The organism is Halarchaeum rubridurum (assembly GCF_014647115.1).
Classification (GTDB): domain Archaea; phylum Halobacteriota; class Halobacteria; order Halobacteriales; family Halobacteriaceae; genus Halarchaeum; species Halarchaeum rubridurum.
Genome location: NZ_BMOO01000007.1, coordinates 20,997 through 36,523, shown reverse-complemented (window position 1 = coordinate 36,523; position 15,527 = coordinate 20,997). Strand labels below are relative to the sequence as shown.

Annotated in this window: 14 protein-coding genes and 1 pseudogene; 3 read left to right on the top strand and 12 right to left on the bottom strand. The window is 71.1% G+C overall.

Features of this window, described 5'->3' with window-relative positions:
* Positions 1 to 65 precede the first annotated feature (65 nt).
* Positions 66 to 260, top strand: coding sequence for a hypothetical protein (locus tag IEX84_RS13055; protein ID WP_188873011.1), 195 nt, complete (start codon positions 66 to 68; stop codon positions 258 to 260).
* 68 nt (positions 261 to 328) lie between these two features.
* Here IEX84_RS13055 and IEX84_RS13050 read toward each other — a convergent pair whose 3' ends face one another.
* The 9 genes and pseudogenes from IEX84_RS13050 to IEX84_RS13010 all read right to left on the bottom strand — a co-directional run.
* On the bottom strand, positions 329 to 2,554 hold the full coding sequence (locus tag IEX84_RS13050) for a bacterio-opsin activator domain-containing protein (RefSeq protein ID WP_188873010.1): 2,226 nt from the start codon (positions 2,552 to 2,554) through the stop codon (positions 329 to 331).
* A gap of 44 nt (positions 2,555 to 2,598) precedes the next feature.
* The gene (gene argF, locus IEX84_RS13045) at positions 2,599 to 3,486 is read right to left on the bottom strand and encodes an ornithine carbamoyltransferase (RefSeq protein WP_188873009.1); all 888 of its coding nucleotides are present in this window, start codon (positions 3,484 to 3,486) and stop codon (positions 2,599 to 2,601) included.
* On the bottom strand, positions 3,483 to 4,541 hold the full coding sequence (locus tag IEX84_RS13040; RefSeq protein ID WP_188873008.1) for a [LysW]-lysine hydrolase: 1,059 nt from the start codon (positions 4,539 to 4,541) through the stop codon (positions 3,483 to 3,485). The genes argF and IEX84_RS13040 overlap by 4 nt, the downstream gene beginning before the upstream one ends.
* Positions 4,538 to 5,674, bottom strand: coding sequence for an aspartate aminotransferase family protein (locus IEX84_RS13035; protein ID WP_188873007.1), 1,137 nt, complete (start codon positions 5,672 to 5,674; stop codon positions 4,538 to 4,540). Before IEX84_RS13035 ends, IEX84_RS13040 begins: the two co-directional genes overlap by 4 nt.
* On the bottom strand, positions 5,675 to 6,709 hold the full coding sequence (gene argC / locus IEX84_RS13030; protein ID WP_188873006.1) for an N-acetyl-gamma-glutamyl-phosphate reductase: 1,035 nt from the start codon (positions 6,707 to 6,709) through the stop codon (positions 5,675 to 5,677).
* Positions 6,706 to 7,581 carry a lysine biosynthesis protein LysX gene (lysX, locus tag IEX84_RS13025; RefSeq protein WP_188873005.1) on the bottom strand — a complete coding sequence of 292 codons (876 nt, stop codon included), beginning with the start codon at positions 7,579 to 7,581 and terminating at the stop codon, positions 6,706 to 6,708. Before lysX ends, argC begins: the two co-directional genes overlap by 4 nt.
* 33 nt (positions 7,582 to 7,614) lie before the next feature.
* Positions 7,615 to 7,779: a lysine biosynthesis protein LysW gene (gene lysW / locus IEX84_RS13020; RefSeq protein WP_188873004.1), complete on the bottom strand. Its 165-nt coding sequence runs from the start codon at positions 7,777 to 7,779 to the stop codon at positions 7,615 to 7,617.
* Between the two features lie 236 nt (positions 7,780 to 8,015).
* The gene (argH, locus tag IEX84_RS13015) at positions 8,016 to 9,479 is read right to left on the bottom strand and encodes an argininosuccinate lyase (protein WP_188873003.1); all 1,464 of its coding nucleotides are present in this window, start codon (positions 9,477 to 9,479) and stop codon (positions 8,016 to 8,018) included.
* A 2-nt stretch (positions 9,480 to 9,481) separates the two neighbouring features.
* Positions 9,482 to 10,708, bottom strand: a pseudogene (locus IEX84_RS13010) (argininosuccinate synthase); the annotation flags it as partial.
* A 332-nt stretch (positions 10,709 to 11,040) separates the two neighbouring features.
* Here IEX84_RS13010 and IEX84_RS13005 point away from each other — a divergent pair.
* Complete coding sequence (locus IEX84_RS13005) at positions 11,041 to 11,553, top strand: 2'-5' RNA ligase family protein (protein WP_188873001.1); 513 nt, start codon at positions 11,041 to 11,043, stop codon at positions 11,551 to 11,553.
* Between the two features lie 38 nt (positions 11,554 to 11,591).
* On the top strand, positions 11,592 to 12,488 hold the full coding sequence (locus tag IEX84_RS13000; RefSeq protein ID WP_188873000.1) for an NAD(P)-dependent oxidoreductase: 897 nt from the start codon (positions 11,592 to 11,594) through the stop codon (positions 12,486 to 12,488).
* A 12-nt stretch (positions 12,489 to 12,500) separates the two neighbouring features.
* Here IEX84_RS13000 and IEX84_RS12995 read toward each other — a convergent pair whose 3' ends face one another.
* Genes IEX84_RS12995 through IEX84_RS12985 form a run of 3 tightly spaced genes read right to left on the bottom strand, consistent with a single transcriptional unit; the run spans position 12,501 to position 15,396 of the window.
* On the bottom strand, positions 12,501 to 12,896 hold the full coding sequence (locus IEX84_RS12995) for a type II toxin-antitoxin system VapC family toxin (RefSeq protein WP_188872999.1): 396 nt from the start codon (positions 12,894 to 12,896) through the stop codon (positions 12,501 to 12,503).
* On the bottom strand, positions 12,893 to 13,135 hold the full coding sequence (locus IEX84_RS12990) for a type II toxin-antitoxin system HicB family antitoxin (RefSeq protein WP_188872998.1): 243 nt from the start codon (positions 13,133 to 13,135) through the stop codon (positions 12,893 to 12,895). The genes IEX84_RS12995 and IEX84_RS12990 overlap by 4 nt, the downstream gene beginning before the upstream one ends.
* 44 nt (positions 13,136 to 13,179) lie before the next feature.
* On the bottom strand, positions 13,180 to 15,396 hold the full coding sequence (locus tag IEX84_RS12985) for an ATP-dependent DNA helicase (protein WP_188872997.1): 2,217 nt from the start codon (positions 15,394 to 15,396) through the stop codon (positions 13,180 to 13,182).
* Between the last annotated feature and the right edge of the window lie 131 nt (positions 15,397 to 15,527).

The following is a 15,527-nucleotide window of genomic DNA, read 5'->3' as shown; positions in this document are numbered from 1 at the left end:
GACCATATAGGGGACGGAGACGCGCCGTCCGAACGCTTAGGTGCGCGCACCCGAACACGTCGACCGTGCAGACAGCCACGCGCGTCCGCCTCGCCGCCGCGCTCTGCGCCGCCCTCGGCGCGCTCGGCGCGGCGACGCTCCTCCTCCGCGACGGCCTCGCCCGCCCCGTCCTCCTCGCCGCCTGCGCGATGGTCCTCGTCGTCGCCGCCCTCCTCTACCGGCGCGCCGACGGTGCCGAATCGCGCAGACCCGGGTGGTGAGCGACGTCGGCGTTCGCCACTCGCGGCGTCCCGCTTTGCTCCCCCGCTCTCTCCCGCGCTCCTCTGCGCTACTCCACGTATCCGCCGAGGAGCTTCCGCTCGGCCTCGCGCAGGTGCTGGTGGAACGTCGGCGCGGTCACGCCCATGGCTCCCGCGAGCTCCTCCGCGGTGCTGTCGCGGGGCCACTCGAAGTAGCCGCCGTAGTAGGCGGCCTCGAACGCCGCGCGCTGGCGTTCCGTCAACCGCCCGAGGACGTCCGCCCGCGGCGCGTCGGTGTCGTCGCGCGACATCGAGCGCTGCGCGACGAGTTCGGCGTCCGGGAGGACCTCCCGAATCGACTCCGTCGCCGTCCGGAGGTCCACGCCCTGCGGGAACTCCGCGGTGAGTCGCACCCCGTCCGTCCCGAAGCGGACGGTGCGGAGCCGCCCGCCGTGGCCCGTCACCGCCGCCGTGATCGGCGCGTCCGCCGTGCGCGCCTCCACCAACACGCCGTCCTCGTCCTCGACGACGCGCGCGCCGTCGTACCCCGGCGCGTCCGCGAACGCCGCGAGCGCGTCCGCCCGCCCCAGCCCGTGGACGCGGACGTAGTGGACGTACTCGCCGTCGCCGGTCGTCACCGTCCGCTCGAAGCGAAAGCGCCCCGCGTCGCTTTGCACGCCGAGGTCGGCCGACTCGCGCGAACGGAACTCCACTTGCACGACCTGGTCGCTCACGAGCGCCGCGCGCCGGTCGAGCGCCGCGAACGCGTGCCCGACCGTCTGCCCGAGGCGTTCGAGCACCGTCCGCTCCGCCGTCCCGAAGGCGTCCGGGCGGTCCGCGAGCACCACGAGCACGCCGTACGTCCCGCCCTCGTAGCTGATCGGCACCGCCCCCGCGCTCGTCCCGTCGCCGCCGTCGCTCCGCGCGCTCGCCCGCCCCGTCCCGTCCGCGCCCGGCCCGGTCGTCGTGACGACCCGGCCCTCCTCCAGTGCCGTCCGGACGAGCGAGTCGTCGGCGTCGGGCGCGTCACCCGACCCCGCTGTCGCGACCCGCGTCACGTCCGTCCCGGTCGAGCGCCCGACCCACGCGCTCGCGTACGGTCCCCCGCAGAGCCCGTTCGCCACGCGCTCCTCGATGGCCGCCCGCGTCGTCTGCTCGACGGCGGCGTTCGAGACGTCGCTCGCCACGTCGTAGAGCTCGACCAGGCCGCGCAGGCGCTCGCGCTGCCGGCGGAGTTGTCGGCGGCGCTGCCGGCGCTCCGTGACGTCGCGGAGGACGCCGACGCGACCGCCGTCGACGAACGGCCCGAAGCGGACCTCGACCTGTCGCGTCTCGCCGTCGCCGCGCTCGATGGCGAACGAGATCGTCGCCTCCTCGCGCTCGCCCGCGCGCATCTCCTCGGTGAACCGCCGCGCCGCCCCGGCGACCCCGTCGCCGACGACCGCGGCCGCCGACTTCCCGAGCACCTCCTCGCGCTCGACGCCGAGGAGGTCGCAGTACGCCTCGTTGACGAGCGTGAACTCCTCGTTCTCGTCGACCGCGTAAACGCCGTCCCACACCGTCTCGACGATGGCCTCGTGGCACTCCAGTCGGCGTTCGCGCTCGATGCGCTCGCTCACGTCGCGGAAGTAGACCGAGAGGCCGGTCTCGGAGGGGTAGGCGCTCACCTCGAAGTGGGCGTCCAGCGGCTCGTAGTAGCTCGTGAACGACACGCGCTCCTGGGTCGCCATCGCGCGCTCGTACTCCCGACGAAAGGCGTCGGCGTCCGCGAACTCCGTCCAGACGTCCGCACCGTGGAGCTCGTCGACGTCGCGGCCCAACAGCGCCGCCGCGCGCTCGTTGACGTACGTGAAGCGCCACTCGTCGTCGAGCGCGAAGAAGGCGTCGGAGACGCGCTCGAAGGTCTCGTCGAGTTCGGCGGCGAGGCGCTCCTCGCGCTGCTTCAGTCGCGTCACGTCCTCGACGTACCCCGAGAGCGTCCCGTCGGCGAGTCCCTCGCCGCGGTCCCGGACCCACCGCGTCTCCTCCGCCGCGGTGACGATACGGTACGTCACGTCGTACGACTCGTTCGCCTCGACGGCCTCCTCGATGGCGGCCCACGCCGTCTCGCGGTCGGCGGGGTGGACGACGTCCGTCCCCCACGCGAGCTCGCCGTCCTCGAACGACGCCCGGTCGTAGCCGGACACCCGCGGCGCGCCGCTACTCGCGGCCGTCAGCGGTCGTTCGGGCTCCATCGGTCCGCGATACAGCAGTTCTGGTAGGCGTTCGACGGCCGGCACGAGCGCGTCCCGGACGCGTCCCCCTTCGGTGGGCATCCCGCGCGGGTACGCACTCGAACGCTATAAGTTACTCACCCGGCTTACAGGATCTCGACGAGGATGCCCTTCTGGCCGTGGAGGCGGTTCTCCGCCTGCGCCCAGATGAGTTCGCGATCCGACTCCATGACGTCGTCCGTGATCTCCTCGCCCCGATGGGCGGGCAGACAGTGCATCACGGCGGCGTCGTCCGTCTTCGAGAGGAGCGCCTCGTTCAACTGGAACCCCGCGAAGTCCGCGACCTTCTCCTCGCGACGCTCCTCCTCGCCCATGCTCACCCAGACGTCCGTGTAGACGATGTCCGCGTCCGCGACGGCCGCGTCCGGGTCGTGACCGACCGTGATCTCGCCGTCGTACTCGCTCGCGCGCTCGACGGCGTCCGGGTTGAACTCGTACCCCTCGGGCGTCGCCGCGCGGACGTCGAGGCCGACCATCGCCGCGCCGACGAGGAACGACGCGCCGACGTTGTTGCCGTCGCCGACCCACGCGACCGTCGTGTCCTCGAAGCCGCAGTGCTCGCGGATCGTGAGGAGGTCCGCCACCGTCTGTGCGGGGTGGGCCTCGCTCGACAGCCCGTTGATCACGGGGACGTCCGCGTACTCCGCGAGTTCGAGCATGTCCTCGTGGGTCTTCACGCGCGCCATCACGCCGTCGACGTAGCCCGAGAGCGCGCGCGCCGTGTCCTTGATCGGCTCGCCGCGCCCGAGCTGGATGTCGTCCTTCCCGAGGAAGACCGCGTGGCCGCCGAGCTCGGTCATCCCGACCTCGAAGGACACCCGGGTGCGGGTGCTCGGACGCTCGAAGAGCATCCCCAGACTCGCCCCGTCGAGGCTCGCCGGTGGCTCCTCCTCGCCCGCCTTCAGCGCCGCGGCGGTGTCGAGGACGCGATGCAACTGCGGGACGTCGAAGTCGTCGATGTCGATGAGGTTCATGCTGTCAGCCGCTCCGCGGCCGCCGTCAGGACGGCGACGCCGCGGTCGTACTCGTCGAGGTCGATGCGCTCGTCGGGCGCGTGGTCGAGCGACGAGTCGCCCGGCCCGTAGGTCGCCATCGGGCAGTCCCACGCCCCGTGGTAGATGTTCATGTCGCTCGTGCCGGTCTTGCGGAGGTGCGTCGTCTCGCCGCCCTCCGCGCGGACGCCCGCGCGCAGCGCCGCCGCCACCGCGTTCCGCGGCGACGCCATCACGGGCGGGATGGAGTCCGTCCACTCCACGCCCACCGACGCCTCCTCGCCGACGTACGTCGGGAGACACCCCTCCGCCGTCTCCGCGACCTCGTCGATGGTCCACGACGGCGGCACGCGGAACTGCGCGTCGACGGCCGACTCGAACGCGAGGCCGTCGTCGGTGACGCCCCCGTCCATCCCGACGGGCTTCGTCGTCACCTGCTCGAACACCGCCGACTCGCCCTCCGTCTCGAAGGCCGATTCAACGTCGTGCCACCAGTCCATCGCGTATTCGAGGGCGTTCGGCCCCGGCCGCGAGGTGTGCGCCGAGGGCGTCTCCGCCGCGAACGCGCCCTTCACGAACCCGCGATAGCCGAGCGTCACGGCGTCCCAGCCGGAGGGCTCGCCGTTGATGACGGCGTCGGGCGCCTCGCGGGTCTCCACGAGGTGGCGCGCGCCGAGCGAGGTCGTCTCCTCGCCGACGACGCCGACGTAGCTCGCGCCCGTCGCCGCGGCCGCGACCGCCATCGAGGCGAGGGGTCCCTTCGCGTCGCAGGCCCCGCGACCCCAGAGTTCGCCGTCCGCCTCGCGCACCTCGATGTCGCCGGGGACGGTGTCCATGTGGCTCGTGAGGAGGACGCCGTCGTCGCCCGGCGCGCGGACGTTCCCGACGTCGTCGCGGTACGCCTCGCGGCCGTGCGATTCGAAGAACTCCACGAGGCGCTCGGCGACCGCGTCCTCGTCGCCCGAGACGGAGGGCGTCGCCACGAGGTCGGAGAGCAGGTCGCGCGCCTCGTCCTGCGGGCGTGCCGTCGCGCTCATAGGACGTCGCGCAGGCCCTCGACGACCCGTTCTGTGTGCTCCTCCGTCACCGTCAGCGGCGGGAGGAAGCGCACGACGGTCCGCCCCGCGGGAAGCGCGAGGACGCCGTGGCTCATCGCCAACTGGCCGATGACGGGGTTCGCGCCCGTCTTCACCTCGACGCCGACCATCAGGCCGCGGCCGCGGACGTCGCGGATCGCGCCCGTCTCCGCGGCGAGGTCGTCGAGCGCCGCGCGGAACGACGCGCCCACGTCGCGGGCGTTCCCCGGCACGTCCTCCGCGACGAGCGTTTCGAGGGTGGCGCTCGCCGCCGCGCAGGGCACCGGCCCGCCCGAGAACGTCGAGCCGTGGTTCCCGGCGTCCGCCGCGACCCACGGTTTGACCATCGTCGCGCCCATCGGCAGGCCGTTGGCGATGCCCTTCGCGGCCGTGACGATGTCGGGCGCGACGCCCGCGCCCTCGACCGCCCAGAGGTCGCCGGTGCGCCCGACGCCCGTCTGAATCTCGTCCGCTATCATCGCCGCGCCCGCGTCCGCGGTGACGTCCCGGACGTGCTGGAGGTAGCCCTCCGGTGCGGGGTTGACGCCGCCCTCGCCCTGTATCGGCTCGACGATGACGCCGGCCGTCTCGTCGTCGACGGCCTCGCTCATCGCCTCCTCGTCGCCGTAGGGGACGAACTCGACGTCGCCGGCGAGCGGGCCGAAGCCCTCCTTGTACTCGTCCTTCCACGTGCACGCGAGCGCGCCCATCGTCCGGCCGTGGAAGGCCTGCATCGTGGCGACGAGCTTCGAGCGACCCGTCGCGTGGCGCGCGAACTTCAGCGCGGCCTCGTTCGCCTCCGTCCCGGAGTTCGAGAGCCACACCTTCTCGCAGTCGCCGGGCGCGAGCGCCGCCAGCCGGTCGTAGAGCCCCGTCCGCACGTCCACGGGGTACGACCCCTGGACGTACGTCAGTTCGGCCGCCTGCTCGGCGACCGCGTCCGTGACGTCCGGGTGGCAGTGGCCGAGCGGCGCGCAGGCGTAGGAGGCCCCGAAGTCGAGGTACTCGTTGCCCTCGTCGTCCGTGAGCGTCACGCCGTCGCCCGACGCGATGTCGATGGGCTTCGAGCCGAAGACGAACTCCGCGCCCGACATCTACGGACTCCCCACTGGGTGGAGGCCCGAGAAGTCGAGCCCCGCCGTTTCCGTGAGGCCGAGCGCGACGTTCGCCGCGTGGACCGCCTGCCCGGCCGACCCCTTCATCATGTTGTCGATGGCGCTGAACGCGACGATACGGTCGTTGCGCGCGTCGCGCTCGAAGCCGACCTCCGCGTAGTTCGACCCCGCGACGGCCTTCGGTTCGGGGTAGCGATACACCCCCGAACCGCCAGCGACGAGGCGGACGAACGGCTCCTCGTCGTACGTCTCTCGATACGCCCCCCAGAGGTCCTTCGTCTCCGGCATCTCCTCCGGGTAGACGTGGCAGGTCGCTGCCGACCCGCGCACCATGTCGACCGCGTGGACGGTAAAGGAGACCTGCAGGCCGAGGTAGGCCTCGATCTCCGCCTCGTGGCGATGGCTCGTGGGCGCGTACGGGCGCACCACACCGGAGCGCTCCGGGTGGCTGGACGCCGCGCCGCCGCCCGCGCCGCCCTCCGAGGAGCCCACCTTGACGTCCACGACGACCTGGTCGTCGGGCGTGAGGATGCCGGCGTCCACGAGCGGCTTCAGGCCGAGAATCGTCGAGGTGGCGTTACAGCCGCCCGAGGCGATGAGGTCCGCACCGGCGAGGTTCTCGCGGTTCAGCTCGGGGAGCGCGTACTCCGCGTCCGCGAGGTGTTCCGGCGCGACGTGGCCGTCGTACCACGTGTCGTAGAGCTCCGCCTCGGGCAGGCGGAAGTCCGCCGAGAGGTCCACGACGGTGTCCGCGAGGTCGCGGTACTCCCCGATGTGCTCCATCGTCACGCCGTGGGGCGTGCAGACGAAGAGGACGTCGACGGGCTCCAGCCCGTCGGGCGCGACGAAACGCAGGTCGAGCCCCCGGAGGTTCGGGTGGACGGAGCCGACGGTCTTGTTCGCGTACTCGCGGCTCGTCGTCTGGGAAATCTCGAACTCCGGGTGGCCCGCGAGGAGCCGGAGGAGCTCACCGCCGGTGAACCCGCTGCCGCCGACGACGCTCGCGGTGGTCACGCCGACACCTCCGCGTCCGCGCTCTCGGTCTCAGCTTTCGTCTCCAACCAGTCGACGACCGTCGCGGGGACGTCCGTCTCGACGGCGTCGTTCAGCGCCTTGAACTCCACCGTGTGGTTGACCTCGGGAACGGTGTAGCCGTCCCCGGTCTCCATGACGTCGACGCCCAACAGGCCGCCGCCGACCGCGTCGCTCGCCTCGCGGGCGAGTTCCGCGACCGCCTCGGGGATGTCGTACTCGGTGACCTCGGCGCCCTTAGCGGCGTTCGTCAGCCAGTGTTCGGAGGAGCGCGCCATCGCCGCGACGGGTTCGCCGTCGAGCGTGAGGACGCGCAGGTCCCGCCCCGGCTTCTCCACGAACTCCTGGACGTAGAAGACGGAGTGCTCGTAGTGTCCGAGCGTCTTCTTGTGTTCGAGGACGGCCTCGGCGGCGCTCTCCGACTCGATCTTCGCCAGCAACCGCCCCCACGAGCCCACGACGGGCTTGATGACGCAGGGGTAGCCGAACTCCTCGATGGCGTCCATGGCGGAGTCGACGTCGAAGGCGACGGTCGTCGCGGGCGTCGGCACGCCCGCCGCGTCGAGTTTCACGCTCGTCTTCGCCTTGTCGGCGCAGACGTCCGCGGTCGAAGGGTCGTTCACCACGGGGACGCCGTAGGACTCGCAGAACGTCGTCGCGTACTTGCTCCGCGAGGTCGCCAGACACCGATCGAGGACGACGTCACACGCGGCGAGCGCCTCCGGCGGGGTCCCCACGCGGAACTGTTGTTTGCGGACGTCGACCTTCTCGACGTCGTGGCCCCGCTCGCGGAGCTCGCCGAGGAGGAGCTTCTCGTCCTTCCGGATGCGCGAGTAGAGGAGGCCGACCTTCACGCGAACCACCCCGTGTGCGTCGTCGTCATTCCCTTATTCCCCCCAGTCCTCGGCGAGCTCGGGCGCCTCCTCGAGCGTCACCGGGTCGTCGTCCGTCACTTCGAGCTCCGCGCCACACGTGCCACAATCGACGATCTCGCCGACTTCCAGGTCGTCGTGCAGGTCGAGGTCCGCACCGCACTGGATGCATTCGGTCATACGACTCCGATTTCTGCCTGCACTACCTTATAGCTGGCGAACTTACCAGAAAAGTTACAGTAACGCGGACCCGACTCTATCGGCGCGAGAAGCGCCGTCGAGTCGAAACGGGACCGGGACGTCCCAGTTGGCGTATGGTTCGTCGTCGCCCCCGTCGGGGCGGTGTGATCGGGACCGACGCCCGCCGTCGCGTCGGCCCCTCCCGTCGTTCTCGTCGCACGCGTCGCTCGCGTCGCTCACGCATACGTCGTGACCTCCGCCGCGAGCGCGTCCCGCGCGGCCTCCAGGTCGGCCGCGAGCCCGCCCACGCGGTCCGTGTCCGTCGCACAGCCGTCGAGCGCCGCCGCGAGCGTCTCCGCGACCGCCTTGGGGGCCGGACCGCCCGCCGAGTCGCGCGACGCCACGCTCGCCGTCGGGTCGAGCGTCGCCTCCACGGTCTCCCGGTCGGCGTACGTATCGATTCCCTCGCCGAGGACGTCCTCGCAGGCCGCGTTCAGCGCGTCGTAGTCCGCGCCGCGCTCGGCGGCCTCGGCCACGACCTCGTGCGCCGTCCGGAACGGCAGTCCGCACATCGCCAGCAGGTCCGCGACGCCCGTCGCCGTCGAGAACCCCTCGCCGGCCGCCGCTTCGAGCTCGTCGGCCGGCCACGTCGCGGTCGCCACCGCGCCCGCCGCGACGTCCGTCGCCTCCACCACGTCGTCCGCGACGCGCCACGCGTGCGGCGAGGCGTTCTGCAGGTCGCGGTTGTAGGCTCTTGGTAGCCCCTTCAGCGTCGTTAGTAGACCTTGGAGGCCCCCGTAGGCGTCGCCCGCCGTCGAGCGGACGAGTTCGAGCGTGTCCGGGTTCTTCTTCTGGGGCATGATGCTCGACGTCGAGGCGTAGTCGTCGTCGAGCTCGACGAGACCCTTGTTCGCGTAGACGACGAGGTCCTCCGCGAGTCCCGAGAGCGTCGTCGCCAGCCCCGCGAACGCCGCGGTGCCCTCGACGAGGAAGTCCCGCGTCGAGACGGCGTCCATCGAGTTGTCGAGCACCGACTCGAAGCCGAGCAGCTCCGCGACGCGCTCCCGGTCGACCTCGAAGGGCGTCCCCGCGAACGCCGCCGCGCCGAGCGGCGAGCGGTTCGTCCGCGCGTACGCCGCCAGCAGGCGCTCGGTGTCGCGCGCGAGCGCCGCCTCGTAGGAGAGCGCCCAGTGCGCGACCGTCGTCGGCTGGGCCGGCTGGAGGTGCGTGTACCCCGGCATCACCGTCTCGCGCTCGGCCTCCGCGACCTCGCAGAGCGCCTCGCGGGCCGCGACCGTCGTTTCGAGCGCGTCGAGGAGCGTCTCGCGGTACTCGTAGCGCAGGCAGGTCGCCACCTCGTCGTTGCGCGAACGCGCCGTGTGCATCCGACCGCCCTCGGGGCCGACGCGGTCGATGACCGCGGTCTCGATGGCCTCGTGGACGTCCTCGCCGTCCGGGAGCGCTTCGAAGCCCGCGTCCGCGACGTCGTCCAGCGCTTCGAGGATCGCGCCCGCGTCGTCGTCGTCGACGATTTCCCGCTCGGCGAGCATCACGACGTGCGCGCGGTCGACGGCGAGGTCGGCGGCGAACAACCGGTCGTCGAACGCCATCGAGGAGAGGAACTCCCGGGCGGGCCCGCCCGCGAAGCGCTCGCGGCGCACCGCCGTTTCGCCCCCGCTCTCGTCCTCGCCGTCGGTCATCGTTACTCGTCCTCCAGGTCGGGCTTCGCCTTCTTCTCGGCGTCGCGCGCGAGACGCGCCTGGAAGCCGTGGTACTTCGCCACGCCCGTCGCGTCCGCCTGCTCGATGCCCATCACGGTCTCCGTGTTGAACGAGGCCGCGTCCTCCGAGTAGACCGCGTACTCGCTCTCGCGGGCGACCGGGCGGGCCTGCCCGCCCTCGAACTTGATGGTGACCGTGCCGGTGACCTTCTCGTTCGACTGCATCAAGAACGCGTCGAGCGAGTCCATCAGCGGCGCGTCGAGGAGCCCCTCGTAGGCCTGCTGGGACCACTCCGCGTCGACCGTCTCCTTGAAGTCGCGCTCGTCTTTCGTCAGGACGAGCCCTTCGAGGGCCTCGTGGGCCGCGAGCAGCGTCGTCGCCGCCGGGTGCTCGTAGTTCTCACGGACTTTGAGCCCGAGGATGCGGTCCTCCATCAGGTCGGAGCGACCGACGCCGTAGGAGCCCGCGAACTCGTTCAGGTGCTCGATGAGCGCGACGGGCTCCATCGCCTCGCCGTCCACGGCGACCGGCACGCCGCTCTCGAACTCGATTTCGACGAGCTCGGTTTCGTCGCTCGGCTGGCTCGTCCACTCGTAGATGTCCTCCGGCGGGACGTAGCCGGGGTCCTCCAGCTCGCCGCCCTCGATGGAGCGACTCCAGAGGTTCGTGTCGATGCTCCAGGTGCCGCCATCGCCCGCCTCCACGGGCAGGTCCTTCTCGTCGGCGTACTCGATCTCCCACTCGCGGGTGAGCCCCATCTCGCGGACGGGCGCGATGACCTCCATGTCGGTACCGCGCCAGACGGCCTCGAAGCGGAGCTGGTCGTTCCCCTTCCCCGTACAGCCGTGCGCGAGGCCCGTACAGCCGTGCTCCTCGGCGACGTCGAGGATGGCGTTGGCGATGACGGGGCGCGCGAGCGCGGTGCCCAGCGGGTACCCCTCGTAGTCGGCGTTCGCGCCGACCGCGTCCATGCAGACCTCGGCGAACTCATCACGCGCGTCGACGACGTAGTGTTCGAGGCCGAGCGCCTCGGCGGTCTCGTAGGCCTCCTCGAACTCCTCCTCGGGCTGACCGACGTCGACGGTGACGCCGATGACGTCGTCGTAGCCGTACTCCTCTTTCAGCAGCGGGACGCAGACGGTCGTGTCGAGCCCGCCCGAGAAGGCGAGCGCGACGGTTTCGGTGTCGGACATGTGTAGTGTGGTGTGGTTGGTGAGTAGTTGTGGACGATACGCGGGGGTTCGCGGGTCGAACCTCGAACGCCGTGGGAGTGGGTATGGTGGGGTCTAAAGGGACCCCGGTCGTCGTCGCCGTCGGCCGGCCGCGCCGCTCCCGGAGAAGACGTGCGTGGGAGCGGTGAGCCGCGACATCGTTGTGCGCCACTTGTCCGGTGGCGATATTAAGCGCTTTCGACTCTGCAACACTTGTTTAGTATGCCATCACACGGCACGACGGGCCCGCGCCGCGTCCCGTCCCGTTCCGCCTCGGGCGTCGCGCGCCGACGGAAAGGCCGATACGCGCGCGTCGCCAACGGCGGGGCGTGTACAGCGTCGGCGTCCCCCTTCCGCCCCCCGTTCGCGAGCTGTTCCGCGAGTTCCGCCCGCTCCTCACCGGCTTCGAGCGCGTTCGCGAATCCCGCGACGCGACGCTCGTCGCCAAGCGCCTCGACGCCGCCGACCGCCGCGAGTACCTCCGCGCCGCCCGCGAGGCGAAGGCCGCCCTCCGCGGCGCACCCGCCTTCGAGGCCCGCGTCGCCGACGTCGGCGTCTTCGAGCGCCCCGCACGCGGCCCCGGTCCGCTCGTCTACCTCGCCGTCGAGAGCCCCGGCCTCGAACGCGTCCACCGCCGACTCGTCGCCGACCTCGGGGGGGTCGACGGCATCGAGGGCGACGACTACGTCCCCCACGTCACGCTCGCCCGTGACGGCGACACGGCGGCCGTCGAACGCGTGCGCGACCACGACTTCGACCCCGTCACGTGGACCGTCTCCGAACTCGAGTTCTACGACGCCCGCCACGGCGAGCGGATCGAGGCCGTGAGCCTGCCGGCCTGAACCGAGGTTTTTCGGCCCCGCTCGCCGTTCGTGTCCCCATGGCACCAACGCTCGGCTTCGTCGGTCTCGGCATCATGGGCCTCCCGATGGCGACCAACCTCCTCGACGCCGGCTACGACGTCGTCGGCCACAACCGCTCGGACGACCCCGAAGAGGAACTCGCCGCACACGGCGGCGCGGTCGCGGACACCCCCCGCGCCGTCGCCGAGCGCGCCGAGGTCGTCTTCACCTGCCTCCCCGACACGCCCGCCGTCGAGTCGGTCGTATACGGCGAGGACGGGCTCCTCGCGGGCTTCGACGACGGCGACGTCTACGTCGATCACTCCACGATCAACCCCGTCGCCACCGAGGAACTCGCCGCGGACCTCGCCGACGCCGGCGTCGACGTGCTCGACGCGCCGATAAGCGGCGGCGAGGAGGGCGCCATCGACGCCACGCTCTCCATCATGGTCGGCGGTGACCCCGCCGTCTTCGAGGCCTGCATGGAGTTCTTCGAGGCGACGGGCGAGACGATCACGCACTGCGGCCCGAGCGGGGCCGGCCAGACGACGAAGGCCTGCAACCAGATCGTCGTCGCCGCCCAGATGGTCGGCGTCAGCGAAGCGCTCGTCTTCGCACAGAAGGCCGGCGCGAACCTCGACGCCGTCGTCGACGCAATTTCGGGGGGCGCCGCGGGCTGCTGGACGCTCGACAACCGCGCACCGGACATGATACGCGGCGACTTCGACCCCGGCTTCTTCGCCGACTACCAGTACAAGGACCTCCGCATCGCCACCGACGCCGGCGAGTCCTTCGACGCGCCGATGCCGCTCACCGAACTCGCCCACGAACTCTACAAGAGCATGTGCGCGAACGGGATGGGCCGCGACGACAACTCCGGCGTCATGCAGGTGATCGAGATGCTCGCCGGCGAAGAAGCGCGCGTCGCCGAGTAGGCTGCCACCACGTCAGTCCTCCACTACACTCTGCGGCGTGACGGCACCGTTCTCGACGAGTTCGGCGTCGAACGACGCCAGCGTCGCGTCGCACCCGTCCGCGCACGCGAGGATAACGCAGCCCATCGGGTAGAGGTACGTCTCGCGCTGGAGCGCGTTCGCGTCCCGGAGGTCGGATGCGTCGGGGACGACGACCTCGACGCCGCTTCGCACCTCGTCCTCTATCCCGTCGGCGCGCTCGGTTTCGAGACGTCGCTTCTTCGTGAGCACCGTCCGCATCTCCATCAGGTTGAGCAGCGACGTCACGAACTCGTGGTCCTCGTCCAGCAGTTCGACCGCTACCGGACCGTGCTCGGCTTCGCTCGTGACCGCGGCGACGAAGACGTTCGTGTCGAGGAAGACTCTCACGTGTGCTCCCGGACGTCACGCACCGCATCGACGGCGTCCACGTCGAGGTCACCCGCCATCCCGGAGAGTCGGCTGCCGAGCCCGTCCGCTGGCTCCGTCGTTCGCTCGACGAGTTCGTCCAGCGCGTCGAGTGCGTCCGTCCGCGAACCGCCACGAGCCGTGATTCCTCGTTCCTCGTCGGTCGCGGCCCACCGGCCGTCACCCTCCTCTATCAACCGTATCTCCCGGTGGATGCTCATACGCGCGTGTTGGTCGGACGCCCGCAAAAACGTTCGGCCGGTGTTCACGGCGCGGGCGGCCCCTCGGGGCCCCACGCCTCCATGTCGCCGTAGAAGTTCAGCACGGCGAACTTCAGCTTCTCCGGGTCGATGTCGACCATCTCCGCGCGCTCCTCGGCGGGGAAGGCGTCGTTGACGCTGTACTTGCGCATCCGCGTGCGCGACGCCGCCGTGTAGCGCCGGTCGACGAGCATCCGGACGCCGTAGTCGTCGGGCGAGCGGATGACGCGCCCGAGGGCCTGTCTCGTCTTCCGAATCGTCGGTATCTCGACGCCGTAGCGCCACCCGGCGTCCGGTTTCGCGAACGCCTCGTCGTAGGCGTCCTGCACGGCTTCCGCGCGGGCGTCGAGGCGCGGGTAGGGGACGCCGACGACCGCGACCGTCCGCGCGTCGTCGCCGTCGAAGCTCACGCCCTCCGCGAGCGTCCCCCAGAGCGAGGTAAAGAGCACGCCCGAGTCGTCCGCGACGAAGCGCTCCCGGAGCTCCTCCGCGGACTCGCCCGCCCTATCGAGATAGCACGTTCCCTCGACCTCGCGCTCGACGAGGCCGTGGTAGCGCTCTGCCTCCCCGTAGCTCGGGAAGAAGAAGAGGCTGCTCCCGGCGGTGAACGCGGCGGCGTCCGCGAGCACGCCCGCGACCTCGTCCTGCACCTCGGGGTCGTCGCGGTTCGAGGAGAACAGCGGTTCGGTGTCGAGCGCGAACGTCCGGCGGCGCTCCTCGGGGAACTCCAGACCGTAGGCCATCGTCACCGGGTCCTCCAAACCGAGAATCTCCCCCGTGACGTCGAACGGCCGGAGCGTCGCGGACATCAGCACGCTCGCGTGGACGGCGTCGAAGAGGTCCGCCGTGACGTCCCGCGGGATGCACGTGTAGAGCTCGGCGCGGCCGTACACCTCGTTCGTCCCCGCGTCCCGTCGCACCGCCGCCGTCGGGTACTGTCCGAGCGCGTCGCCGTCGGTCAGGTAGGCGTCCACGAACGTCGCGGCCTGGAGCGTCTGACACTCCTCGCGCGTCGTCGCCTCGCCGTTCCGATAGGCGTCCTCGTAGGCCTCGTCCAGGTCCTCGCCGAGCGAGATCGCGGCGTCGAGGTCCTTCCCGATGCCCCGACCCTCGTAGGCCCCGAGGAAGGCGAGCGTCAGGTCGTCGCGCTTCTCGTCGTTCGCCACCGGGACGTCCGCCCAGTTCTCGCCGACCGCGTCGAACGAGCGCGGGCCGTCGCCGTGCGGGCCGATCCCGCCCTCGTAGGTCTCCACGAGCGCGTCGCGGAACGCCCCGAGGACGTTCTCCGCGTACTCGGCGCGCGCGTCCGTCTCCGTCTCGCCCGCGAGTTCGTTCAGCGCTTCTTCGAGCGTCTGCTCCGTGAGCGCCCGCGAGGCGTGGTCGCGCGCCGCGTCCTCGACGTTGTGCGCCTCGTCGAAGACGACGACGACGTCCTCCGGGTCCCGGTCCAGCCACCGGAAGAACTGCGCGCGGATGCCCGGGTCGAGCAGGTGGTGGTAGTTGCAGACGGCGAGGTCGACGCCCTCCATCGCGTCCTTCAGCAGCTCGTAGCCACAGAGGCCGTTCTCCTCGGCGTAGTCGTAGACGTCGTCGGGCGTCCGCACGTCGTCGTAGAGCCACGAGACGAACTCGTCGTTTTCCGTCGTGAGGTTCTCGTAGTAGCGCTCGCAGACGTTCTGCTCGCGGAGGTCGTCGAGCTCCTCGTCGAGGGCTTCGAGCTCGTCCACGATGGCGCTCCGGGCCTCGGCGGCGTCGTCGTCGCCCTCCCGCGCCGCGTCGAGGAGCTCTTCCTGCTGGCGTTCGAGCTGGCGCTTGTCGCGCTCCGTCTCCGCGAGCTCGTAGGTGTTGTCCCGCAACACCTGACACTCCTGGTAGTCGACGTCGATGTGACACATCGACCCCTTGCCGCGGAAGACGACGGCGCGAATCGGCTCGCCGGCGTGGATTTCGCGGGCGTCGCGGACGAACTGGCGCATCTGCTGGTGGACGTTCGTCGTGATGACGACCGTCTTGTCCTCCTCCCGGGCGTGATCGAGCGCGGGCGCGAGCGACGCGAGCGTCTTGCCCGTCCCGCAGGCCCCCTCGAAGAGCACGTCGCGCTCGTTGTCGAGGGCGTCCCGGATGCGGTCCATCGCCTCCCGCTGGTTCTCGTACGGCGACGGCTTCGGGAAGAACCGGAGGTACTCGGCGTCCGTATCCGCGTCCCGGTCGCTGGCTGCCACGGGGGTACGTCGGGCGTCACGCTATAAAGTCCCGCGGTCGGGTGTACGCGACCGACCGCGCCGTCGGCGTCCCGACACCGCGCCGCCGCGTCAGTCCACGACCTCGGTCACGAGCTCCAGGAGGAGTTCGT

Bases quoted from the DNA above. Each gene is read 5' to 3' on its own strand.
- IEX84_RS13050 (WP_188873010.1), bottom strand. From the start codon at position 2,554: ATGCCCACCGAAGGGGGACGCGTCCGGGACGCGCTCGTGCCGGCCGTC.
- argH (WP_188873003.1), bottom strand. From the start codon at position 9,479: ATGACCGACGGCGAGGACGAGAGCGGGGGCGAAACGGCGGTGCGCCGC.
- argF (WP_188873009.1), bottom strand. From the start codon at position 3,486: ATGAACCTCATCGACATCGACGACTTCGACGTCCCGCAGTTGCATCGC.
- IEX84_RS12990 (WP_188872998.1), bottom strand. From the start codon at position 13,135: ATGAGCATCCACCGGGAGATACGGTTGATAGAGGAGGGTGACGGCCGG.
- IEX84_RS13040 (WP_188873008.1), bottom strand. From the start codon at position 4,541: ATGAGCGCGACGGCACGCCCGCAGGACGAGGCGCGCGACCTGCTCTCC.
- IEX84_RS13035 (WP_188873007.1), bottom strand. From the start codon at position 5,674: ATGTCGGGCGCGGAGTTCGTCTTCGGCTCGAAGCCCATCGACATCGCG.
- lysW (WP_188873004.1), bottom strand. From the start codon at position 7,779: ATGACCGAATGCATCCAGTGCGGTGCGGACCTCGACCTGCACGACGAC.
- IEX84_RS13000 (WP_188873000.1), top strand. From the start codon at position 11,592: ATGGCACCAACGCTCGGCTTCGTCGGTCTCGGCATCATGGGCCTCCCG.